The sequence below is a fragment of the Halorubrum sp. CBA1229 genome, assembly GCF_003721435.2.
Lineage (GTDB): Archaea > Halobacteriota > Halobacteria > Halobacteriales > Haloferacaceae > Halorubrum.
On the sequence record NZ_CP054586.1, the window covers coordinates 60,230 to 78,815 of the forward strand.

Sequence of the window (18,586 nt, forward strand, 5' to 3'; positions counted from 1 at the left end):
GATCGATATTGCGACTCAGCACCGCGACCCTAGCGACTCTAACCACCGCCGGGTGTCTAGGTGGACAGTCATCGTCGGCCCAGACCGTCACGATGCCCGGCGACCTCACGTTCGAGCCGAAGACTGCAACGGTAGAAACAGGAGAGACGGTAACGTGAACGAACGAGAGTGACATCGATCACACGGTCACAGCGTATGAAGAGGAGGTTCCAGACGAGGCCGCGTACTTCGCAAGTGGTGGCTTCGAATCAGAGCGTGCTGCGAGGAATCGGGTCACCGAGGGGCTCATCGCTCCGGGCGAGAACTACGAGCACACGTTCGAGGAACCTGGAACGTACGGGTACTTTTGTATCCCACACGAGAGTTCGGGGATGGTCGGGACAGTTCGAGTAAGATAACGAAGTTACTGTAGACAGATCTCCAAGATTGAGCGTGTCATATCGCCAGCTGTTCGACGCTAATCTGTTCATTGATCGATTGACTGACGCTGGATATTCGGTCGGATGAGATAAATTTTCTTCTTCGAAGACAAGTTGGTTTAATCAAAATATCTTTACATCAAAGTGGTCACACGACTGTGAGGAGCGCATCCGAAGCGGCGCTGACGATTGCCTCCCAGAGGCTGTTGTGACCGAACACCGCTTCCGGGCCGGTTGCTATCCCTAAAACCGTGTCCACCCCGAAGAACGCAAACAGTGCCGCCCCGGCGTAGTGGGCCTTCCGGACGTCGAAGCGGTGTGAGAACGTGTGGAAGAAGTACGCATTCGCAAGGCTTACCGGTATAATGACCAACATTTCGCCTGCCCAGATGGCAGCACTAGCCCCGTACTGTGCCGCCAGCCCGATGGTGACGAGTTGTGTCTTGTCGCCGAACTCCCCGGCTGCCATAATCGCGAAGATGGTGAGGAACTCGCCCAGCTGCCCGCCGATCGTGTAGCCGAACGCTTCGAACTCCGGGTTGATGTCCGTGATCCGTGTCCCGACGACGCCACCGTCCGTCTGTGTGCCGCTCTCGACTGGGACGTTGTGCCCACCAGGGGCTGACCGGACGAGTAACACCGCGAACAGCAGGAAGAGCGCCGCCGTAATCCCGTCGAGGACGACGCCCGGGAGCGCCTGCTGGAGCGCCTGACCGAACAGGATCTCGAGGACGGTCCAGCCCGCGAACGCCGTCCCGGCCGCCGCGACGACCAGCAGTGGCTTGAACCGGGTCGAGAGCCCGGCGATGATGAACTGGACCTTCTCGCCCGGCAGGACGGTGAGCTGCGCGATGGCCGCGATTACGACGATCTCCAGAAACGGCGTCATGCGTCACCCCGGTGCTCGACGCCCGCCGGGTCGTCGGCGTCGTTCAGATGGGTCACGCGGATTGACGTCGCAACCCCTTCGGGAATGGCTTGCTCAGTGTCGTCGACATCCAGAGTAATCATGCCGAACGGGGCGACATCGACAATACGGACCGCCGTTCCTGGCGTGATCCCGACGTCGGCCAAGTACGCAAGATCATCCTCGTCGCGATCACTGACGCGAGTGATGGTCACTCGATCGCCGACCTCACAGGCTGACAGGGGTGTCATCGGGTCCTGATTCGGTGGCTCTAGATCTTCACCTGGAATTGGATCGCCGTGGGGGTCTCGCCGAGGATTCTCAAGCGTCTCGGCGAGCCGGCGTTCGAATTCCTCGCTGATGTGGTGTTCGAGTCTGTCGGCTTCTTCGTGGACCTGCTCCCAAGGGTAATCGAGGTGGTCGGCCAGATAGGTTTCGAGGAGCCGGTGATGCCGGAGTACTTCGACTGCAACGGTTTCGCCGTCGTCAGTGAGTTCGCTTCCTTGGTACGGTTCGCGTGCGATCAGTCCCTGCGCTTCAAGTCGGTCGAGCGTACTCGTGACCGTCGCCTGTGCCTTGTCGAGACGGTCGGCGATAGCGGATGTCGCAACCGGTGGATCCTCCTCCTGCTGGAGATGGTAGATCGTTTTGAGGGTATCCTCGACAACTGGACTCGGAGACATATAACTACCATTTAGATTCGTCTAATTTAATATTTGGGAACCATCGTGAAGGATCCCGATTCAGTCGAGTTTCACGAAAAGCCATCGGGAGAATTCATTCCATTAGCAGCAGGTGAAGTGCGTACACTGAGGGAAAGTTGATGAAAAGATGTTGACCGTCTTTTGAGACATTAATTAGGAAGCCTACGAACACAGTTGGGATAGAAATTTGGTCAAGAGCAGTATCGATCGCTGTTGTAAGTTCGTTGAGTGAGTCGAAGAACCGGTTGCTGAGAGCTGCTTGGGGCTGTCTCCAACATTCCTCGACAGGGTTCAACTCCGGCGAATATGACGGGAGCGTCACAAAGGCGAGGTCGTCACGGGCCGCGAGGTCCGTGACAGCCGATGTCTGAAAATACGGTGCGCTATCGAGCACGACGATCAGATCCTCTTCAAATTCGTCACATAGTGCTAAAATGAAATGTTTTGCGTGATCAGCGGTGACGTACTCGGGAAGCCGTGAGAAAAAGCGATCGCCGTCCTCGGTGATCGCGCCGAGCAAGCACGTCCACTTCCGTTGACCGGATAATTCGACAGAAGGCCGCGTGCCGCGCGGAAACCACGCGGCTCGACTTGGACGGATTTCTTGGTTTGATCGATACAGACTACTGTGGCGTCTATCTCTCGCCGCTTTTTTTGATCTCGTCGTGAAACGCTTCTTGATCGTCTTCGTCGGATTCAGTGGCTGAACGGCGTGGCTTTTGATAGCTCAATCCTGCCTCTTTCAACAACCGCCGACAACTCGGAAGTGAATACTCGACGCCGTACGTTTCTTCGAGAAATTCTTTGACAAGCACCGGCGTCCACGCCGGCGCGTCAAAACCGATCTCTTTGGGTGATGCGTGGACAGTGTGTCCAAATTCTTGCTTCTGTTTTTCTGATAATTTTCGCTTTCGACCAGATCGATGAGCATCAGTTACAGCCTGTTCAAGTGGCTCGTCAGTATCGAGTCGGTTGAGCCAGCTGTAGATCGTTCGTCGGCCGGTGTCGTGCCACTCGGCAAGTTCAGTCTGTGTGACGCCGTTTTTGTACGCGATCGCAGCTAACAACGTTGCGTCGGCTTGTTTCCGTCGACGTTGTCAAGCGCGTCTTAGAGTTCTTCGACGGAGATCTCGTCGAGATGATCCATTAGATACTGTACAGCACTCCGTGCGGATAGTTCTAATTTCTACTATAATTAAGCCATGGTCACCCCAGCGGTTGATATCGTGGAAGCATCGGCGTTGGAACAGTGATGCCGATTGCCATCAATCCATGTCCCAACAAAACGTATCCCAGCAGAATGAAGGCGATACCGAGGAGACGATGGAGTCGTCGGCGATGAATGGCATCGACGGACTCAATAAGCGTTCCATAAGCGAAAACGGCTGGTATCGTCCCAATACCAAGCGTCGCTAACGCGAGAAAACCGGATACAGCAGATCCCGTCGCGAATGCGAACAGGTACGCGGGATACAGTATCGGACAGGGGAGCAACCCATGAAGCGCACCGAGGCCAACGATTCCAGGAGTATTTACGTATCGGTCAACGCGAACAGCGATCCAATTGGTTACTCTCTGTACTCCAGGAATTCCGAGACCAGCAGCACCTCCGAGAAGATATTTCACACCGGATACGATGATGAATATCCCGATCAAAATACCGACGCCGCCCCGGACGGAATCGGCGATTGCGGTTATTTGGTCCGCTGAAATAAACACGAAACCACCAAGCGCGCCGAACACCCCACCGATGAGCGCGTAGCTGACCGTCCGCCCCAAATTAAATAGAGCGTGTTGACGAACCTCATATGTGGTAAGATGTCCACGTTGACCCGGGGTACCTGACCTCACCGTCCCGGCGTCTCCACGGGGAGCCATCCGCTCGGCATACATGGTCACCAGCGGCCCACACATACCGATACAGTGTGCCCCACCAAGCACACCAATAGTCAAAAAGAGAAGAAGATCAACACGGAGGACTGCGTCAAACATCGTAGGTCGATCAACCCTTTACTACGCTCTCTATTACTAATTCTGGTTCAATTGCCGAACATAGATTCCGTTGTAAAACCGTTGAAGACGGGTTCGAGAATCATACCAGAACGGGCTTGAGCGTGACTTCCCAACTGTCGAGTGATGACTGACGAGAGGGGAATCCCCCGAAGAGAATTTCTCAAGTCGGCCGTCGCTATCGGCGGAGTAGCAGGATTTAGTGCCTGTTTAGGCCGTGAAGAAGTCGATATCCCGACGGCCCCGGATGATCTCTCATCGTATCCACAGCATCAACACGCTTGGAATGAGGTCCTCTCACGAGACGACCACGGAAACGTCATCGCCCCGAGCCATCGGGTGCTTCTCTATCTGAATTACCGACGAGACGGACAACCGAACGAAGACCACCGCGATCGGGTTGAAACAGCTCTCCGTGGCATCGAACACGCCTACGAGCGAAGCGGAGACGGATTATTGTTCACGGTGAGTTATTCTCCGGCATACTTCGACCGGTTCGACGAATCACTTCCTGATGGCGTTGACCTCCCCGATCCGGAAGCACTTGCTCCGTTCGAGGAGCCCGAATTAGATACACCGGATGCGGTCGTCCATCTCGCGAGTAACACGGCGCAGGCGGTGATCGGTGCCGAAGAAGCTCTCAAAGGGAACAAACCGACCCTCAACGATGTCGATCAGCCTAAGGCTACATTGACCGATGTCTTCTCACTCGCCGACCGGCGGACGGGCTTTATCGGGAACGGGTTACCGGCGGAGAATGTAGGTGACGCTGAGGGTGTTCCAGCCGACAAAGTTCCGGAGGACGCACCTCTGTTTATGGGGTTCAAATCAGGGTTCACAAAGAACCAGGCCAGTGAAGATCGTGTGACGATCCAGTCGGGGCCGTTCGCCGGTGGCACGACTCAGCATATCTCCAAGCTCCGGCTCAACCTCAACCAGTGGTACAATCAGGACGACCGCTGGCAGCGCGAGGCGAAGATGTTCTGCCCATATCACGCCGAGAACGATGTCGTCAAGGGTGCCGGAGACAACCTCGGCGACAGCAACGGAGTCGGTGAGTGTGAGCCGACCGATAAAACCGCCCGCGAGATGGGTGTCGTCGGTCACGCGCAGAAGAACGCCCGTGTTCGCGACGATGACGGCTCGCCGCTGCTGCTTCGTCGTGACTTTGATTCGACTGACGGAGGACGAGCGGGCGTACATTTCCTCTCGCTCCAACGGCGGATCAGCGACTTCGTCGACACGAAAGAGGCGATGAACGGAACCGATATTTCCGAGAAGTCGGCCGTCGGGCAGCGAAACAACAACGGTATCCTCCAGTATATCCGGACGGAGCGTCGCGGCAATTACCTCGTGCCCCCGCGGGGTTTGCGCGCGCTTCCGCCTGTATACCCAACCGGCAGCAACGGGGAGGAGGTGACGTATGCGTCGTCGTGATGTGCTCCGGGTCGCCGGGAGCACTTCGATCGTCGGCCTCGCTGGGTGTGCCAGCGTGTTCGAGACACCTTCTGCTTCTGCCCCACCAATGGCCGGGAATCGGCCGGATACAGTCTACCATCCCACCCACTACGAGGGAATGAAAATGGCTGGAATGAAACAGCAGGATGGGTACAAGTGTGCGCTCACGTACTCGTATCCGCATCGCTTCTGGCTGATGAAGCCAAACGGGACCACGAAGGTTGACATCCAGTCGGCGGATTCCGTTCATATAATGCCGGTCGTCTGGGACGCACAGACAGGGATCATTCCGCCCGATATCAATCCGCAGCTCACGATCACACAGAATGGGGAATCGATTGATCAATTCGCGCCGTGGCCGATGCTCTCTCAGCCGATGGGCTTTCACTTCGGCGATAACGCCCAACTTCAGGGCGACGGCACACACACTGTCGAGGTCAGTATCGGCGGGCCGTCGACGCGGCGGACCGGATCGCTGGCCGAGAACCAGGGGAACGCCTCGTTCGAGTTCGAATTCGAGTTCAGCGAATCGACGCTCGATGAGATCTCGTACACAGACATCTCCGACGACAAGGAAGGCACGAGGGGTGCTGTCGACCTAATGGACATGGTGATGATACCAGACTCGCAGGTGCCGACGCCGGACGCGCTCCCTGGTGACGTGCGTGGCTCGGAGATGACCGGAGACGCGAGGTTCGTGGTTACGGTCCTCGAAGACGCGTCGCGTTTCGGTGGTGACGGGGAACAGAAGTACCTCGCTGTGTCTCCGCGCACGCCGTACAATCGGACGATGCTGCCGATGATGTCATTATCTGTAACATTACGGCGCGATGGTGCGTCAGTATTCGACGGAATTCTACAGTCAACCATCAATCCAGAGCTCCGCTATCACTACGGGACAACAGTTTCGGACGTACAGACGGGAGATGAGCTGACGATCACAGTCGATTCGCCCCCACAAACGGCTCGCCATGAGGGATACGAGACAGCCTTCGTTGATATGCCGGAGATACAGATGACATTGTGACTTTTTTGCTCTGTTGAATCCACAGAAGGCGTCGTTGTCGGTTCACGCTGTACTCGACTCAGGAGCGCTGTCGAGAGATCGGATTCCCGTATCGTCATCGGATTCGACCGAGCAGACCGAACTAAAACCCGAAAAGGAACGGATTAACGGATGAATTAATAATTCAATTTTATTTTTTGTTAGAGATTATTATATTAGGGGGGCTGAATGGCAGCTAATTTAATAAGTTTGTAGTCGTTAGCGGCGTGTAATGACCCAACCTGACGAAAGATCCCACGACGAAACTGGTGAACCACGGGGTCAGACCCACGAGGATGGTCATACGCACGACCACGATTATGGAGATCACGAACACGGTCATCACACCGGACAAGATGACGAAGATGTTGTTTCATCGGTAGATAGTGAGGACGTTGCGCAGTTATCGGTCCCGGAGATGGACTGTCCATCCTGTGCCGGAAAGGTCGAAAGCAGCGTCGGAAAGCTGGACGGCATCGACAGCGTCGATCCGCAGGTGACGACGGGGACGCTGACAGTCTCCTACGATCGCGAGCAAACGAGCGCCACCGCGATAACTGAACGCGTTGAGAAAGCGGGATACGCGGTGGAGAACGCTGGCGAACTGACCTCGAAATTCACCGTCCCGGAGATGGATTGCGCATCGTGCGCGGGCAAGATCGAAAACGCCCTCGACAGGGTCGACGGAGTGACAACGTACGAGACACAGCCGACGACCGGAACCGTCGTTGTCACGTACGATTCGTCGAGGGGCGGGGAAGCGGATGTCATCGACGCGATCGAAAGCGCTGGGTATAAGATCACAGACACAGCAGGCGACGGATCGGAACGTCAAAACGCGGCCGGAGATCGTGAGAGCATTTGGACAAGCTCTCGCGCGCTCAAAACGTGGGTCAGCGGTGGGTTCGTCGCGCTTGGACTCTTCTTCGAGTTCTTCCTCACCGGCCAGAACGCTCTCGTAGCCGAGGTCGTCGGTCGCGAGCTGCTCATCGCGGATCTCTTCTTCCTCGTGGCCGTCGGAACCGCCGGGCAGGTCATCTTCCGTAACGGCTACTACTCCGCGCTCAATCGGAACCTCGACATCGACCTGCTGATGAGCATTGCCATCAGCGGTGCCATCGTCGCGAGCCTCGTCTTCGGCGAATCGCTCTACTTCGAGGCCGCCACGCTCGCGTTCCTGTTCAGTATCGCCGAACTCCTCGAACAGTATTCGATGGATCGCGCGCGCAACTCCCTCAGAGAATTAATGGATCTGTCTCCGGACGAAGCGACGGTGAAACGGGACGGCGAGGAGGTGACGCTTCCCGTTGATGACGTGGCGGTCGGCGACACCGTCGTCGTGCGTCCGGGAGAAAAAATTCCGATGGATGGGAACGTGATCGACGGAGAGAGTGCCGTCAATCAGGCCCCCATTACCGGCGAGAGCGTGCCCGTCGACAAGACGCCGGGGGACGAGGTGTACGCGGGGACGATCAACGAGCAGGGGTATCTCGAGGTCGAGGTCACCTCCGAAGCGGGCGATAACACGCTCTCCCGCATCGTCCAGATGGTCGAGGACGCGCAATCGAACAAGACGGAACGCGAGCAGTTCGTCGAGCGGTTCTCCTCGTACTACACGCCGGTCGTCGTCGGCTTCGCGATCGTGGTAGCGGTTATTCCGCCGCTCCTGTTCAGCGCGTCGTGGCCGACGTTCATCGTCTACGGACTCACGCTGCTCGTGCTGGCGTGTCCGTGCGCGTTCGTCATTTCGACGCCCGTCTCGGTCGTCTCGGGGATCACGAGCGCCGCGAAGAACGGCGTTCTCATCAAGGGCGGCAACCACCTCGAAGCGATGGGCGCGGTCGAAGCGATCGCGATGGACAAGACAGGGACGATCACGAAGGGCGAACTCACGGTCACGGACATCGTCCCGCTCAACGGCAACAGCGAGGGAGACGTCCTCCGGTGTGCCAGCGGGCTGGAGTCGCGGTCGGAACATCCTATCGGCGACGCAATCGTCGAATTTGCCGAGGAGAGCGACGTCGATGCCCCTTCGGTCGACGATTTCGAGAGTATCACCGGCAAGGGGGTCGAGGCTGATCTCGACGGCGAGAAACATTACGCAGGCAAGCCTGGTCTCTTCGAGGAACTCGGATTCGACCTCGAGCACGTCCATGCGACGACCGACGGCGGTGTCGTGACAACGAGGAGCCGTCGGATATGCGAGCGCAACGACTGTCTCGACCTGCTTGAGGAGACGGTTCCCGAGCTACAGTCACAGGGAAAGACCGTCGTGCTCGTTGGTACCGAAGACGAACTCGAGGGCGTCATCGCCGTGGCTGACGAGATCCGGCCCGGAGCGAAGCAGGCGATCCAGCGACTCAACGACCTCGGTGTCGAACACATCGTCATGCTCACGGGGGACAACGAACGGACCGCCCGTGCGATTGCGACCGAGGTCGGCGTCGACGAGTTCCGGGCGGAACTCCTGCCTGATGAGAAGGTCGAGGCGATCACGGAACTCGACGAGAAGTACGACGGAGTCGCGATGATCGGCGACGGCGTCAACGACGCGCCGGCACTCGCAACGGCGACTGTGGGCGTCGCGATGGGCGCGGCCGGAACGGATACCGCGCTCGAAACAGCGGATATCGCGCTCATGAGCGACGACCTATCGAAGCTGCCGTACCTCTACGACCTCTCTCACGACGCGAACAGCGTGATTCGGCAGAACATCTGGACGAGTCTCGGTGCCAAGGGCCTGCTCGCACTGGGCGTCCCGTTCGGCTTGGTTCCGATTTGGGCGGCCGTCCTCATCGGTGACGCCGGGATGACGCTCGGGGTCACTGGCAATGCGATGCGTCTCTCTCGAATCACGCCGACAGCAGACGACGAAACCACCGCTTCGGATGGGTAGTTTGAAACCCCAGATCCTTCGCGTGTCCGGCACAGGGCTCGGTGTCGACAGGTGGAGATCGGTCGAGGAGATCCGTCCGCGAAAGTACAGTGGCTTCCGAGTCGAAACAGCAGCGCAAACGTAGAGTGATGACCGTACACGAGCATACACACGGAGAGTCGTCAGAGCGCGACCCTCCGTCTGACACGAGTAATAGTACCCGCCGACTGGCACTCGTCGCCGTCGTCAACTTTGTGGGGTTTGTCGTAGAGCTTGCTGGCGGACTGTTGTTCGGTTCGGTGGCGCTCATCAGCGACGCGATTCACATGTTGTTCGATATGCTCGCGTACGCGGTGGCGTACGGCGCAAGCTACACCGCCGAGCGGTTCGAGGGCGGCGAGGCGTGGTCGTACGGTCTCCACCGACTGGAGCCGGTTGCGGCCTTCCTGAACGGCGTCTTGCTCCTTCCGATGGTCGGATACATCGTCTGGGAGTCCTACCAGCGGTTCCTCGAGCCGGTGGCGATCGACCCGGAGTTAACGCTGATCATCGCCACAGGCGGCTTGCTGGTGAACATCGGCTCGGTGTACGTGTTACAGGGCGGAGAGATGAGCCTCAACGAGCGCGGGGCGTTCTATCACCTGCTCGGTGACGCCGGTGGTTCCATCGCTGTGATCGTGTCCACGGTCGCTGTCGCCGTCTTCGATCTCCCTATCGCGGATCCTGTGGCTGCCGTACTCATCGGACTGCTAGTGCTCGCGTCGGCCGAGAACGTCCTTCGAGAAAGCACAGCCATCCTGCTGGAGCGGAGCCCCGTGTCGCCAGCGGACCTCCGAGATGAATTGACGACACTCGACGGCGTCGACGGGGTCGAGGACCTCCACGTCTGGCAGGTCTGTAGTCAACTCACCGTCGCGACCGTCCGCCTCACCGATACGGCGACCACGATCGAGGAGCAACAGACGGTCCGGTCGCGGGTCCACGACCATCTCACGGACCAGGGCATCGACCACGCAACCGTCGAGTTCGGCGAGCGGAACGACCAGATCGATACCACGAATCACACCCACTAATGATGGCTACGACCGCATTCAGTCGAATGTTCGAGATACCAGACGAAACTGGCGAGAACCATGTAGTGATTCGCGTCGGTCGAGAGACGCGAAAGAAGACCGGGAGCTATACTCGTTCCTCGTTGAGAGGACCGACCAGCACGGGCGTACCCACCAGGTCAGTCGTAACAAATCACAACTATGAGACGTATGGGGACGGACCGCATCGAAATCGACCAACCAAAGCCGACTTGTGGGATAGAACCCTACGATAACATCTGAATAATGTCATCGATATCTCGTTTCCGATCCGTCGCCTCGGCGATCAGTCTCACGTATGGATCGTACGTCGCGGGGACAGTCATAGTTCTGGCCGTCGTGACAGTCGTCAGGCTGTTCGGAGTCGACCTCGCGTCACGTCCAGCACTCAGGCTGGTTGTGAGTACACTCTTCCTTCAAGGGGTGACGTTCGGGGGCATCACCGTCCTCTATCTCAAAGGCCGTGACCTCGGGTTCGGATTCGTGCCAGTCCGTCTGCCTGACAAACGTGACGGGGCGGTTATCGTCGGGGGGAGTATCGTAATCCTGGGGTTGCTCTTTGCTGCGTCCTCCGTGATCGCGGCCCTCGGTCTGAGCACAGCCCAAAACCAAATCGTCGAGGTCGGGCAACAGAACCCCAGCGTATTCCTCCTACTTATTCCGCTCCAATTCCTGTTGGTCGGCCCAGGGGAAGAACTACTCTTCCGAGGACTCGTACAAGGGACTCTCCGTGAAACTCTCCATCCGGCCCGTGCAATCGTCCTCGCAAGCGCCCTCTTCGCGTCGATCCATCTCTTTTCGTTGTCAGGAGAAGGCAAACTGGTGTACATCGGTATCGCGTTCCTTCTGGCCCTCGTACTCGGAGCAGCGTACGAGTACACGGACAACCTCGCGGTTCCAGCCGTGATACACGGTGCGTACAATGCGATACAGTTCGCAAGCGCATATCTGACCGCCACGGGCGGAATGTAACTGTTCCCCAGACCGTTTACTCCGAATGCCGATTTTCGTGGCGGAAAATACCGGTCTGCTTGTAAGACCTGTTCGGCTAATACCGAACATGTTTGCTCGCTTTTTCAGGTACAGGGATTTCGCGGTCCTCTTTTAGCCGTACAACAGAGTGTTCCAACTGTACTATGACTCGATCCTTCGGTGCTCCTGGAACCGGACTGTCTCGACGAGAATTCCTCACCGCGACCGGCGCGACAGGCCTTTCGGCGTTGGCAGGTTGTTCATCGAAAACGATTAACGCGCCGACGGCGGCCACGAACTCCCCGAACGAGGCACAGACATCGTCGTCAGATCTCCCCTACACCAGCCCTCCGACAGTCGTCAACGTCGACGAGCAGGGCGGGTCGGTGACGATGGGGACGCAGCCGGCGCGACACGCCGTTCACCCGCTCGATTCGATGGGCGGCCCGGTCGAGTTCCCGCGCGTCTGGGCCTGGCAGGCCGACGACCACGACCCGAGCGTCCCGGGTCCGATCCTCCGGACGACCGAGGGGAACGACATGGAAGTGACGCTCGACAACACGAACGGACGCCGGCCGCACACGATCCACTTCCACGGCGTCACCAAGACGTGGAAGAACGACGGCGTCCCGACATCGACCGGAGTACAGGTCCCGGCGGGCGAGAAGCACACCTACGAGATTCCGGCGAACGTTCCGGGGACGCACCTGTACCACTGTCACTTCCAGACACACCGGCATATCGACATGGGGATGTACGGAATCTTCCGAGTCGATCCCGAGGGCTACGAGCCGGCGGACCGGGAGTACTTCATGACGATCAAAGACTGGGACTCGCGGATCCCGAAGACATGGGCCGGCGAGGGGAACTTCACGTACGATACGACCTCGCGGACGCCGGACGTCTTCACCGTCAACGGGAAGAGCGCGCCCCGGACGCTCCATCCCGAACAGGGGTCGCCGATCATCGTCGATCAGGGCGACCAGGTGCGCATTCACCTCGTCAACGGCGGATACATGTCCCACCCGATGCACATCCACAACCACCGATTCCAGCGCGTCGAAAAGGACGGTGGAGTCGTCCCGGAGGCGGCCCGACACGACATGGACGTCACGAACATCGCCCCCGCGGAACGGCACACGATCGAGTTCACGGCCGACGCGGACCCCGGGATCTACCTCATGCACTGCCACAAGGTCAACCACGTGATGAACGGGTCGTTCTACCCCGGCGGCATGCTTACGGGGGTAGTGTACCGCTCCGTCATGGACTCGGACATCTTCAGTCAGCTCATGGAGTACGCCGGCTACGAACCGAACTGACGTGATCTGATACGCATTTTTGAACCGTCCCGAAGGACTCTACAGGACGGTTCCACGCGTATGTAGACCCTCGGGCCGGTCACGAGGTGCATCTCGAGGGGAAACGAGAGAGACAGATAATTGTGTGTGAGTCACTAACCCCTCGCAATGACTCAGAAAGGCCGAAGCGAGAACGCTGATGCCGACAGACCGAAACCTCAACAGAGGTCGATCCGCCTACTCGTCTTGGTTGCTGTCGGGATCAGTCTCCTTTCTCTGGTCCCGACAGTTTCGGCCCACGGTAGTGCTGAGTCGTCGGGACTCTCACAGTCGCACGGGTTGGCGATCGCTGGTATCGGTGCCCTCGTAGTCAGTGCGCTCGTCCTCCTCAAGCGAAGGGAGCGGATCTCGCCGAGAACCGCTCTGTACGGGATTGCGGTCGGTATCGGTATTGCTATCACCGGCGCGATCCTCTTCGAGGGTCTGGCTCCGGATCCGACGTATCAGGCGGGCTCGATGCCGTTCCCGCGGTCGTGGTATCAGCCGCTCGCGATCGGAACCGGCCTGTTGGTCGTGGTCGCGAGTTTCATTACCGGACTCGTTCGATGGACGACACGTCCCCGGTACATGGCTCTCGGCATGCTGCTTGGTGGCTGGATACTGTACCCGTATCTGCTGCCCGGATTCAGCGGCTACACCAACCCGATCGGGTACGGAATTGTCCTCGCGACACCGCTGCTCGTCGGCTACATCCTCTGGAAAGACGTTGGCACGGCACTGTCGACGATCCTTCGGGATCCGGTGGCGCGTCGGTTCGGATTCAGCGTCGGAGCTATGGTAAGCCTCTTTTTTATGGCGACATCGGGATACCTATCTTTCTTTAGTGAGGAGGGCGCTCCGCAAGAGACGACCGTGGCGGTCCTGAACGTACTGTATCAGATCGTGCGGTGGCCCACCCTCGAGGTCCTGCTCCCCGACGTTCCGTTTTTCATCGCGATCTCTCCCGGTGTGGTAATCGTGCTCGGACTCCTCGGCGCCCTCGTGGGGTTGAACGCGGCCGCCGTCGCTCACTCGTGGCGTCTCGATCAGCAGGCGGGAGCGACACAGAGTACGGCCGGGACGGCGACGGTCGTCGGTGCGTGTACGTGCGGGTGTTGTGGCCCCCTCGTCTCCCAAGTCGCTGTCATCGCGGCCGGCCCGACGATCGCGGCGCCGATATACTGGATCTTCGTCGATTCGGCGTCGCCACTCAGTTCGATATTCCTGTTAGGGAGCATCGCACTGTTCACCGGCACGCTCGTGTATTCGATCGACTCCCCGACACCCGTCCGGCAAGATGCGTCTGAGATCAGTGCGGGGGTCACAGAATAGAGGTACCGGCCATGTCGATTCTCGGTTGCTGATCGCTCATGGAGCCTTATTGAACACGAAATACGGACCACTGGACGTAGTAACCCGAATGAGGACGCTTCAGACGGAGTGACACTGTGATTTTGGGGGCGGTGCCGGACAGGGGCGCTACGGACTAGCGCGGAATTCGCCGTGTTTCATCCCGAGGAAGTACGCGACCACCGAGAACGCGATCATCGAGGGGAGAACCATCATGAAGACGGTCGAAGGTGCCATCACGGCGGTTAGCCCGACCGTTGCGACGGCGACGATCACGGCGAGCGGAACCACCGAGCGCACGAAGTCGAACTCCATGGTTGTAGTAGTGTCTAGACAAGGATAGTCCTTTAGAAACAGAAGCGATTCGGATCTTTGGTGACGGCCGTACCGATCGGATCAACGATGCTCGAATGATAGATAGCCACTCTTCTATGTCAGTAGTACAACTCGGCTCCGAGTTCTGTCGGCGGCCGAGCCTCGCTACCCGAGGAGTTTTCGTCGAGTGTTTACCGCGATCAACCCACCGCCAGCGATGACCGCGGCCGCTGCCGTCAGCGGATTGAAGAACCCGACGGCCAACGCCGCGAGGGCGATACCGTTGTAGGAGAACGCGAGGAGGTTGTTCTGTTTCACACGACGGCGAGCCGCTCCCGCGAGGTCGAACGCGGTTTCGACGGAGCGGATGTCGTTATCGACAATCGCAATGTCGGCGGCGTCGGCGGCCAACGCCGTCCCCCCGCCCAGCGAGATGCCAAGATCGGCGGCGGCGAGCGCCGGGGCGTCGTTCGTGCCGTCACCGACCATCGCGACCTGCCCGTCGGATTTGAGTCGCCGGATCGTCGCCGTCTTCCCCTCCGGCGGAACCGTCGCAAAGACGTGCGTCACGGCGTCGTGTCGCTTGAAGAAGTCCGTCGCTTCCTCGTCGTCGCCGGTCAGGACGACGACCTCCGTGCCTCGTTCTCCGAGCCGAGAGACGGTGTCATCCCAGCCGTCCCGCGGCTCGTCGCCGACAACTATCAGCCCCTCTGCTGCCCCGTCACGACCGATCACGACCGGCAGCTGACCGAATCCCTGAGCGTCGGTGACCCGCGACCGGATATCGTCGTCGACGGTCCACCCCTGTTCCGCGAACAGCTCAAGGTTCCCGACGAGATACGACGTGTCGCCGATCACGCCTTCGATACCGGACCGGTGGTTCGTGAACTCCCGTATCCGATTGTCGCCTTCCGTTCCGACCGCATCGTCTGCCGAGTCCGACTGATCCTCCGTGTCGTCGCCTCCATCTCTGCCGGCGAACGCCGTCACAATCGCGTTCGCGGCGGGGTGTGACGCTCGTTGTTCGAGCGCGGCAACAGCGTCGAGCAACTCGGGGGGCGCGTCCGCTTCGATCACCTCCATCTCTCCGGTCGTGAGCGTCCCCGTCTTATCGAAAACGACGATGTCGACGTCGCGGAGCCGTTCGAAGACCGTTTCGTCGAAGATGATGATCCCGCGGCGGAGCGCACTGGAGAGGCTCTTCGCGACCGACAACGGCGTCGCGAGTCCGAGCGCCCACGGCGAGCCGGCGAGGAGGACCAACAGCGCGAGGAGGGCAGCGTCCGGTGGGGCCATCCCGAATGCGAGCGCCCCGACGCTGCCGACCGTGACGGCGGCTCCGACGACGAGGAACACGGCGTACGACGCGAGTTGATCGGCGTGCCGCTGGACCCCGTGCGTCGCGCTCTGTAAGTCCCAGACGGCGGTCGTTATCCGGTCGATGCTACTCGTCACGTCCGGGCCGACACGGACCAACGCGGCGCCGTCCGTGACGATCGACCCCCCGATCACGTCGTCGCCGGCGCGTTTCACCACCGGAAGCGACTCACCGGTCACGATCGCTTCGTCGACGGTACAGCTGTCTTCAACGAGTTCGCCGTCGACCGGCACACGTTCCCCCTGTCGAACAAGGACGACATCACCCGCCTCGAGGTCCTCGACGCGAACGTCCTGAGTGGTTCCGTCTGCGTCGTACGTCCGCGCCTGCTCGACCTGCGATATCGTGAGCTCGGTGAGCCGGTTGAGTGCGCGCTGTTTGATCGACGACTCGTAGAACACCATCGCGGTGACCGCAGCCGTCACGACGATCGCGAGGTCGTAGAAGATATCGTTCTGCCCGAGGATGACGGCGGCCGTACTGTACAGATACGCGCTTACCGCGGTGATCGCGACCAATAGGTCGGTGTTCGGCCGACGCATTTTCAGACTGATGTACGCACCCCGCAACACCGGAAGCCCGGTGAAGACGAGGATGATCCCGGTCATCACGAAGTAGAGTCGGAGGAACACGAACGCGCCCTGACTGTCCAGCCGGAACGCGCCCTCGAATATCGCGAGCGCTTGCCAGTCGAATATTGACGCGAGCTGCGCGGGATACAGAATCGCGACGTACGGGACCAACAGAAACGCACCAAAGAGGAAGCCAACGGAGTACCGCATCCCCAAGAGTTGGTCGTCTCGCCGCTTTCGAATGCCACCCATCTCCCGCGACCGGCGCGTCGTTCCGCCGGCTGTATCCGCCTCTGTCGAGGCGTCGTCACGGAGGTATGCTGTGTACCCGAGCGTACTCAACGCGTCACGCAGTGTATCCTTCGATACGGTTTCTAGGTCGTGGTCGATGCGGATCGTCTCTGTAACGTAGCTCGCTTCAGCGGCGGTCACTCCCGCCTGGCTCTCAGCGACCGATTCGAGATATGCCTCACATGTCGCAGAGTACATCCCATCGATCCGTAGAAACGTCCGAGAACCGTCTCGTTCGGGCGGATCTGCGTCTCCTGTCTGTGTACTTTCGCCCCCAGGTGGGGATTGGGTGTCGTCGAGGGAACCGACAGCTCCGAGTGTCGTGTACACATCGTAGCAGCCACTCGAACAGAACCCGCGGTCACCGGGAGCCTCGAATGTGGAAGGTTGAATCGGTCGGCCGCACAGGGAACACTTTTCAGTCATACTGTGATGGGAATGATACGTTCTATTATTTTGACAGCACTCCATCTCAATTGGGTATTACTATACATATTTCTATGAAACGAGTATCATAATAAGGAGCCAATCAATTGTGTAGCATTACGAAGGTTATGTTTATGTGGCTGTCGCTATCTATTGTATAGAATTTCTCTTTGAGATCAATGTAGAGTCAATCAGGTTCTCAGTACAGTCGCAGTTAAAAATGAAGGCCCAACGCAACATCGTTTCAATTAGACAGGCCAGCATCTCTTCGAGGAAAAACGAGCCGCTGAATAGCTCCTTAGCGGTCATTGAGAACGCAGCGAAGTGTGTTCCGAATTCGAACTCAAAGACTAATTTGGTCGCTGTTCCAACGCCAAAGCTGACCGCAAAGATGTGGGTCCAGAATTAACGTAACTGTTCGTTCACTGGCTGTTCAATACGAATGTCTTTCCACGTGAAACAAATGAGAAACGGTAGGTATCATACTTATCCTGAGAAATAATTTTATGACTTCGACAGGTCAAACGAGGGCGGCGTCCTATGTATTGGGAATCCACCTTTGCCACTTATATTGGGGTGTTTAATCGCTAAGTATGGAGCGGAGACAGATTCTCAAGACCGCTGGGATTCTCGCTACAGGTAGTGTAACTAGTCTTGCCGGATGCAGTGGTTCAGGGAACGGAAACGGTGAGAGTGAGGCGACGACGACAGAGGATACAAATGGAGATTCAGGAGGAGAAACGAATGCTGGATCGGGTGGCTCAAACACGGTAATGATGGTCACCGAAGGGAGCGAGTATTATTTCGATCCCATCGGGTTGTTCATCGAACCCGGGGAAACCGTGACATTCAAAAACCAGAGTGGGAGTCACTCGGCAACTGTCTACAAACAAGGAACGAGTTCAGCAGAGGTGACACGGATTCCCGAGGGAGCAGAAGCGTTCAATAGCGAAATCCTGAGTGAACAGGGGGCAACGTTTGAGCATACGTTCGAGACCACGGGCACGTACGATTATTTTTGTATCCCGCACAAATCCTTGGGAATGGTTGGGCGGATTGTCGTTGGCGAACCCGGCGGTCCCGCGGAGGGGGGTATGCCGCCGGACGGAAATGTTCCCGAAAGCCAGACCATCGTCGATCAAGACAGCGTTTCGTACAATTCATTTCTGAGTAAATAATTGGTCTTAAGTATAGTTGGTGTATTTATACGAGCCGTCACACCAGACAACGAACCATCTTCAAACGACTTTCCAGAGTTCCCACGGTGAGGGTTAATTAACGGGCAACTGTACCGAAGAGTAGGACTCGGTCAGAACATAGCGAATTCCCAGCCAGTTTTCAGAGGAGGTCTGTCCGCCCACAAAACAAAGCAATATCCGAAAACGAAATCGGTGAGCGCAACATCTTCGAAGAGTATGCCCGAATACCGACTA

14 protein-coding genes and 2 pseudogenes are annotated in these 18,586 nt (G+C 58.3%); 9 read left to right on the top strand and 7 right to left on the bottom strand.

What is annotated here, in order from left to right; genetic code table 11:
• Positions 1 to 173: 173 nt before the first annotated feature.
• Positions 174 to 398 (top strand): plastocyanin/azurin family copper-binding protein, encoded by a 225-nt coding sequence (locus Hrr1229_RS18295; RefSeq protein WP_255212618.1) that lies wholly within the window; start codon positions 174 to 176, stop codon positions 396 to 398.
• Between the two features lie 169 nt (positions 399 to 567).
• Here Hrr1229_RS18295 and Hrr1229_RS16495 read toward each other — a convergent pair whose 3' ends face one another.
• The 4 genes and pseudogenes from Hrr1229_RS16495 to Hrr1229_RS16510 all read right to left on the bottom strand — a co-directional run bounded on the left by Hrr1229_RS16495 (position 568) and on the right by Hrr1229_RS16510 (position 4,022).
• Complete coding sequence (locus Hrr1229_RS16495) at positions 568 to 1,308, bottom strand: TMEM165/GDT1 family protein (RefSeq protein WP_123115100.1); 741 nt, start codon at positions 1,306 to 1,308, stop codon at positions 568 to 570.
• Entirely contained in the window at positions 1,305 to 2,009 is a 705-nt protein-coding gene (locus Hrr1229_RS16500) for a metal-dependent transcriptional regulator (protein ID WP_123115101.1), read from the bottom strand. Before Hrr1229_RS16500 ends, Hrr1229_RS16495 begins: the two co-directional genes overlap by 4 nt.
• 196 nt (positions 2,010 to 2,205) lie before the next feature.
• Positions 2,206 to 3,177 (bottom strand): annotated as a pseudogene (locus tag Hrr1229_RS16505) (IS630 family transposase); the annotation flags it as partial.
• A gap of 59 nt (positions 3,178 to 3,236) precedes the next feature.
• A complete protein-coding gene (locus tag Hrr1229_RS16510) occupies positions 3,237 to 4,022 on the bottom strand; it encodes a sulfite exporter TauE/SafE family protein (protein ID WP_123115102.1) in 786 nt (261 codons plus the stop codon).
• 144 nt (positions 4,023 to 4,166) lie between these two features.
• On the opposite strand from Hrr1229_RS16510, the gene Hrr1229_RS16515 reads away from it, so the two are divergent.
• From Hrr1229_RS16515 to Hrr1229_RS16545, 7 genes are all read left to right on the top strand, one after another.
• On the top strand, positions 4,167 to 5,477 hold the full coding sequence (locus Hrr1229_RS16515; protein WP_123115103.1) for a Tat pathway signal protein: 1,311 nt from the start codon (positions 4,167 to 4,169) through the stop codon (positions 5,475 to 5,477).
• Complete coding sequence (locus Hrr1229_RS16520) at positions 5,464 to 6,525, top strand: hypothetical protein (RefSeq protein WP_123115104.1); 1,062 nt, start codon at positions 5,464 to 5,466, stop codon at positions 6,523 to 6,525. Before Hrr1229_RS16515 ends, Hrr1229_RS16520 begins: the two co-directional genes overlap by 14 nt.
• Before the next feature lie 250 nt (positions 6,526 to 6,775).
• A complete protein-coding gene (locus Hrr1229_RS16525) occupies positions 6,776 to 9,439 on the top strand; it encodes a heavy metal translocating P-type ATPase (protein ID WP_123115105.1) in 2,664 nt (887 codons plus the stop codon).
• A 128-nt stretch (positions 9,440 to 9,567) separates the two neighbouring features.
• Entirely contained in the window at positions 9,568 to 10,491 is a 924-nt protein-coding gene (locus Hrr1229_RS16530; RefSeq protein ID WP_123115106.1) for a cation diffusion facilitator family transporter, read from the top strand.
• A 264-nt stretch (positions 10,492 to 10,755) separates the two neighbouring features.
• The gene (locus Hrr1229_RS16535; protein WP_080505347.1) at positions 10,756 to 11,481 is read left to right on the top strand and encodes a type II CAAX endopeptidase family protein; all 726 of its coding nucleotides are present in this window, start codon (positions 10,756 to 10,758) and stop codon (positions 11,479 to 11,481) included.
• Positions 11,482 to 11,645: 164 nt separating this feature from the next.
• Complete coding sequence (locus tag Hrr1229_RS16540) at positions 11,646 to 12,803, top strand: multicopper oxidase domain-containing protein (protein WP_123115107.1); 1,158 nt, start codon at positions 11,646 to 11,648, stop codon at positions 12,801 to 12,803.
• A gap of 147 nt (positions 12,804 to 12,950) precedes the next feature.
• The gene (locus Hrr1229_RS16545; RefSeq protein WP_123115108.1) at positions 12,951 to 14,153 is read left to right on the top strand and encodes a hypothetical protein; all 1,203 of its coding nucleotides are present in this window, start codon (positions 12,951 to 12,953) and stop codon (positions 14,151 to 14,153) included.
• Positions 14,154 to 14,300: 147 nt separating this feature from the next.
• On the opposite strand, the gene Hrr1229_RS16550 is transcribed toward Hrr1229_RS16545, so the two are convergent.
• The 3 genes and pseudogenes from Hrr1229_RS16550 to Hrr1229_RS16560 form a co-directional block, all read right to left on the bottom strand.
• Positions 14,301 to 14,486: a hypothetical protein gene (locus Hrr1229_RS16550; protein WP_123115109.1), complete on the bottom strand. Its 186-nt coding sequence runs from the start codon at positions 14,484 to 14,486 to the stop codon at positions 14,301 to 14,303.
• Between the two features lie 165 nt (positions 14,487 to 14,651).
• Entirely contained in the window at positions 14,652 to 17,153 is a 2,502-nt protein-coding gene (locus tag Hrr1229_RS16555) for a cation-translocating P-type ATPase (protein ID WP_176329437.1), read from the bottom strand.
• A 243-nt stretch (positions 17,154 to 17,396) separates the two neighbouring features.
• Positions 17,397 to 17,627, bottom strand: a pseudogene (locus Hrr1229_RS16560) (cytochrome ubiquinol oxidase subunit I); the annotation flags it as partial.
• A gap of 119 nt (positions 17,628 to 17,746) precedes the next feature.
• Here Hrr1229_RS16560 and Hrr1229_RS16565 point away from each other — a divergent pair.
• Positions 17,747 to 18,331 carry a plastocyanin/azurin family copper-binding protein gene (locus Hrr1229_RS16565; RefSeq protein WP_123115110.1) on the top strand — a complete coding sequence of 195 codons (585 nt, stop codon included), beginning with the start codon at positions 17,747 to 17,749 and terminating at the stop codon, positions 18,329 to 18,331.
• Positions 18,332 to 18,586: the final 255 nt, after the last annotated feature.

Coding starts and splice junctions, on each gene's coding strand:
- Hrr1229_RS16550 (WP_123115109.1), bottom strand. CDS start 14,486: ATGGAGTTCGACTTCGTGCGCTCGGTGGTTCCGCTCGCCGTGATCGTC.
- Hrr1229_RS16565 (WP_123115110.1), top strand. CDS start 17,747: ATGGAGCGGAGACAGATTCTCAAGACCGCTGGGATTCTCGCTACAGGT.
- Hrr1229_RS16535 (WP_080505347.1), top strand. CDS start 10,756: ATGTCATCGATATCTCGTTTCCGATCCGTCGCCTCGGCGATCAGTCTC.
- Hrr1229_RS16545 (WP_123115108.1), top strand. CDS start 12,951: ATGACTCAGAAAGGCCGAAGCGAGAACGCTGATGCCGACAGACCGAAA.
- Hrr1229_RS16530 (WP_123115106.1), top strand. CDS start 9,568: ATGACCGTACACGAGCATACACACGGAGAGTCGTCAGAGCGCGACCCT.
- Hrr1229_RS16510 (WP_123115102.1), bottom strand. CDS start 4,022: ATGTTTGACGCAGTCCTCCGTGTTGATCTTCTTCTCTTTTTGACTATT.
- Hrr1229_RS16520 (WP_123115104.1), top strand. CDS start 5,464: ATGCGTCGTCGTGATGTGCTCCGGGTCGCCGGGAGCACTTCGATCGTC.
- Hrr1229_RS16540 (WP_123115107.1), top strand. CDS start 11,646: ATGACTCGATCCTTCGGTGCTCCTGGAACCGGACTGTCTCGACGAGAA.
- Hrr1229_RS16495 (WP_123115100.1), bottom strand. CDS start 1,308: ATGACGCCGTTTCTGGAGATCGTCGTAATCGCGGCCATCGCGCAGCTC.
- Hrr1229_RS16500 (WP_123115101.1), bottom strand. CDS start 2,009: ATGTCTCCGAGTCCAGTTGTCGAGGATACCCTCAAAACGATCTACCAT.
- Hrr1229_RS16555 (WP_176329437.1), bottom strand. CDS start 17,153: ATGACTGAAAAGTGTTCCCTGTGCGGCCGACCGATTCAACCTTCCACA.
- Hrr1229_RS16525 (WP_123115105.1), top strand. CDS start 6,776: ATGACCCAACCTGACGAAAGATCCCACGACGAAACTGGTGAACCACGG.
- Hrr1229_RS16515 (WP_123115103.1), top strand. CDS start 4,167: ATGACTGACGAGAGGGGAATCCCCCGAAGAGAATTTCTCAAGTCGGCC.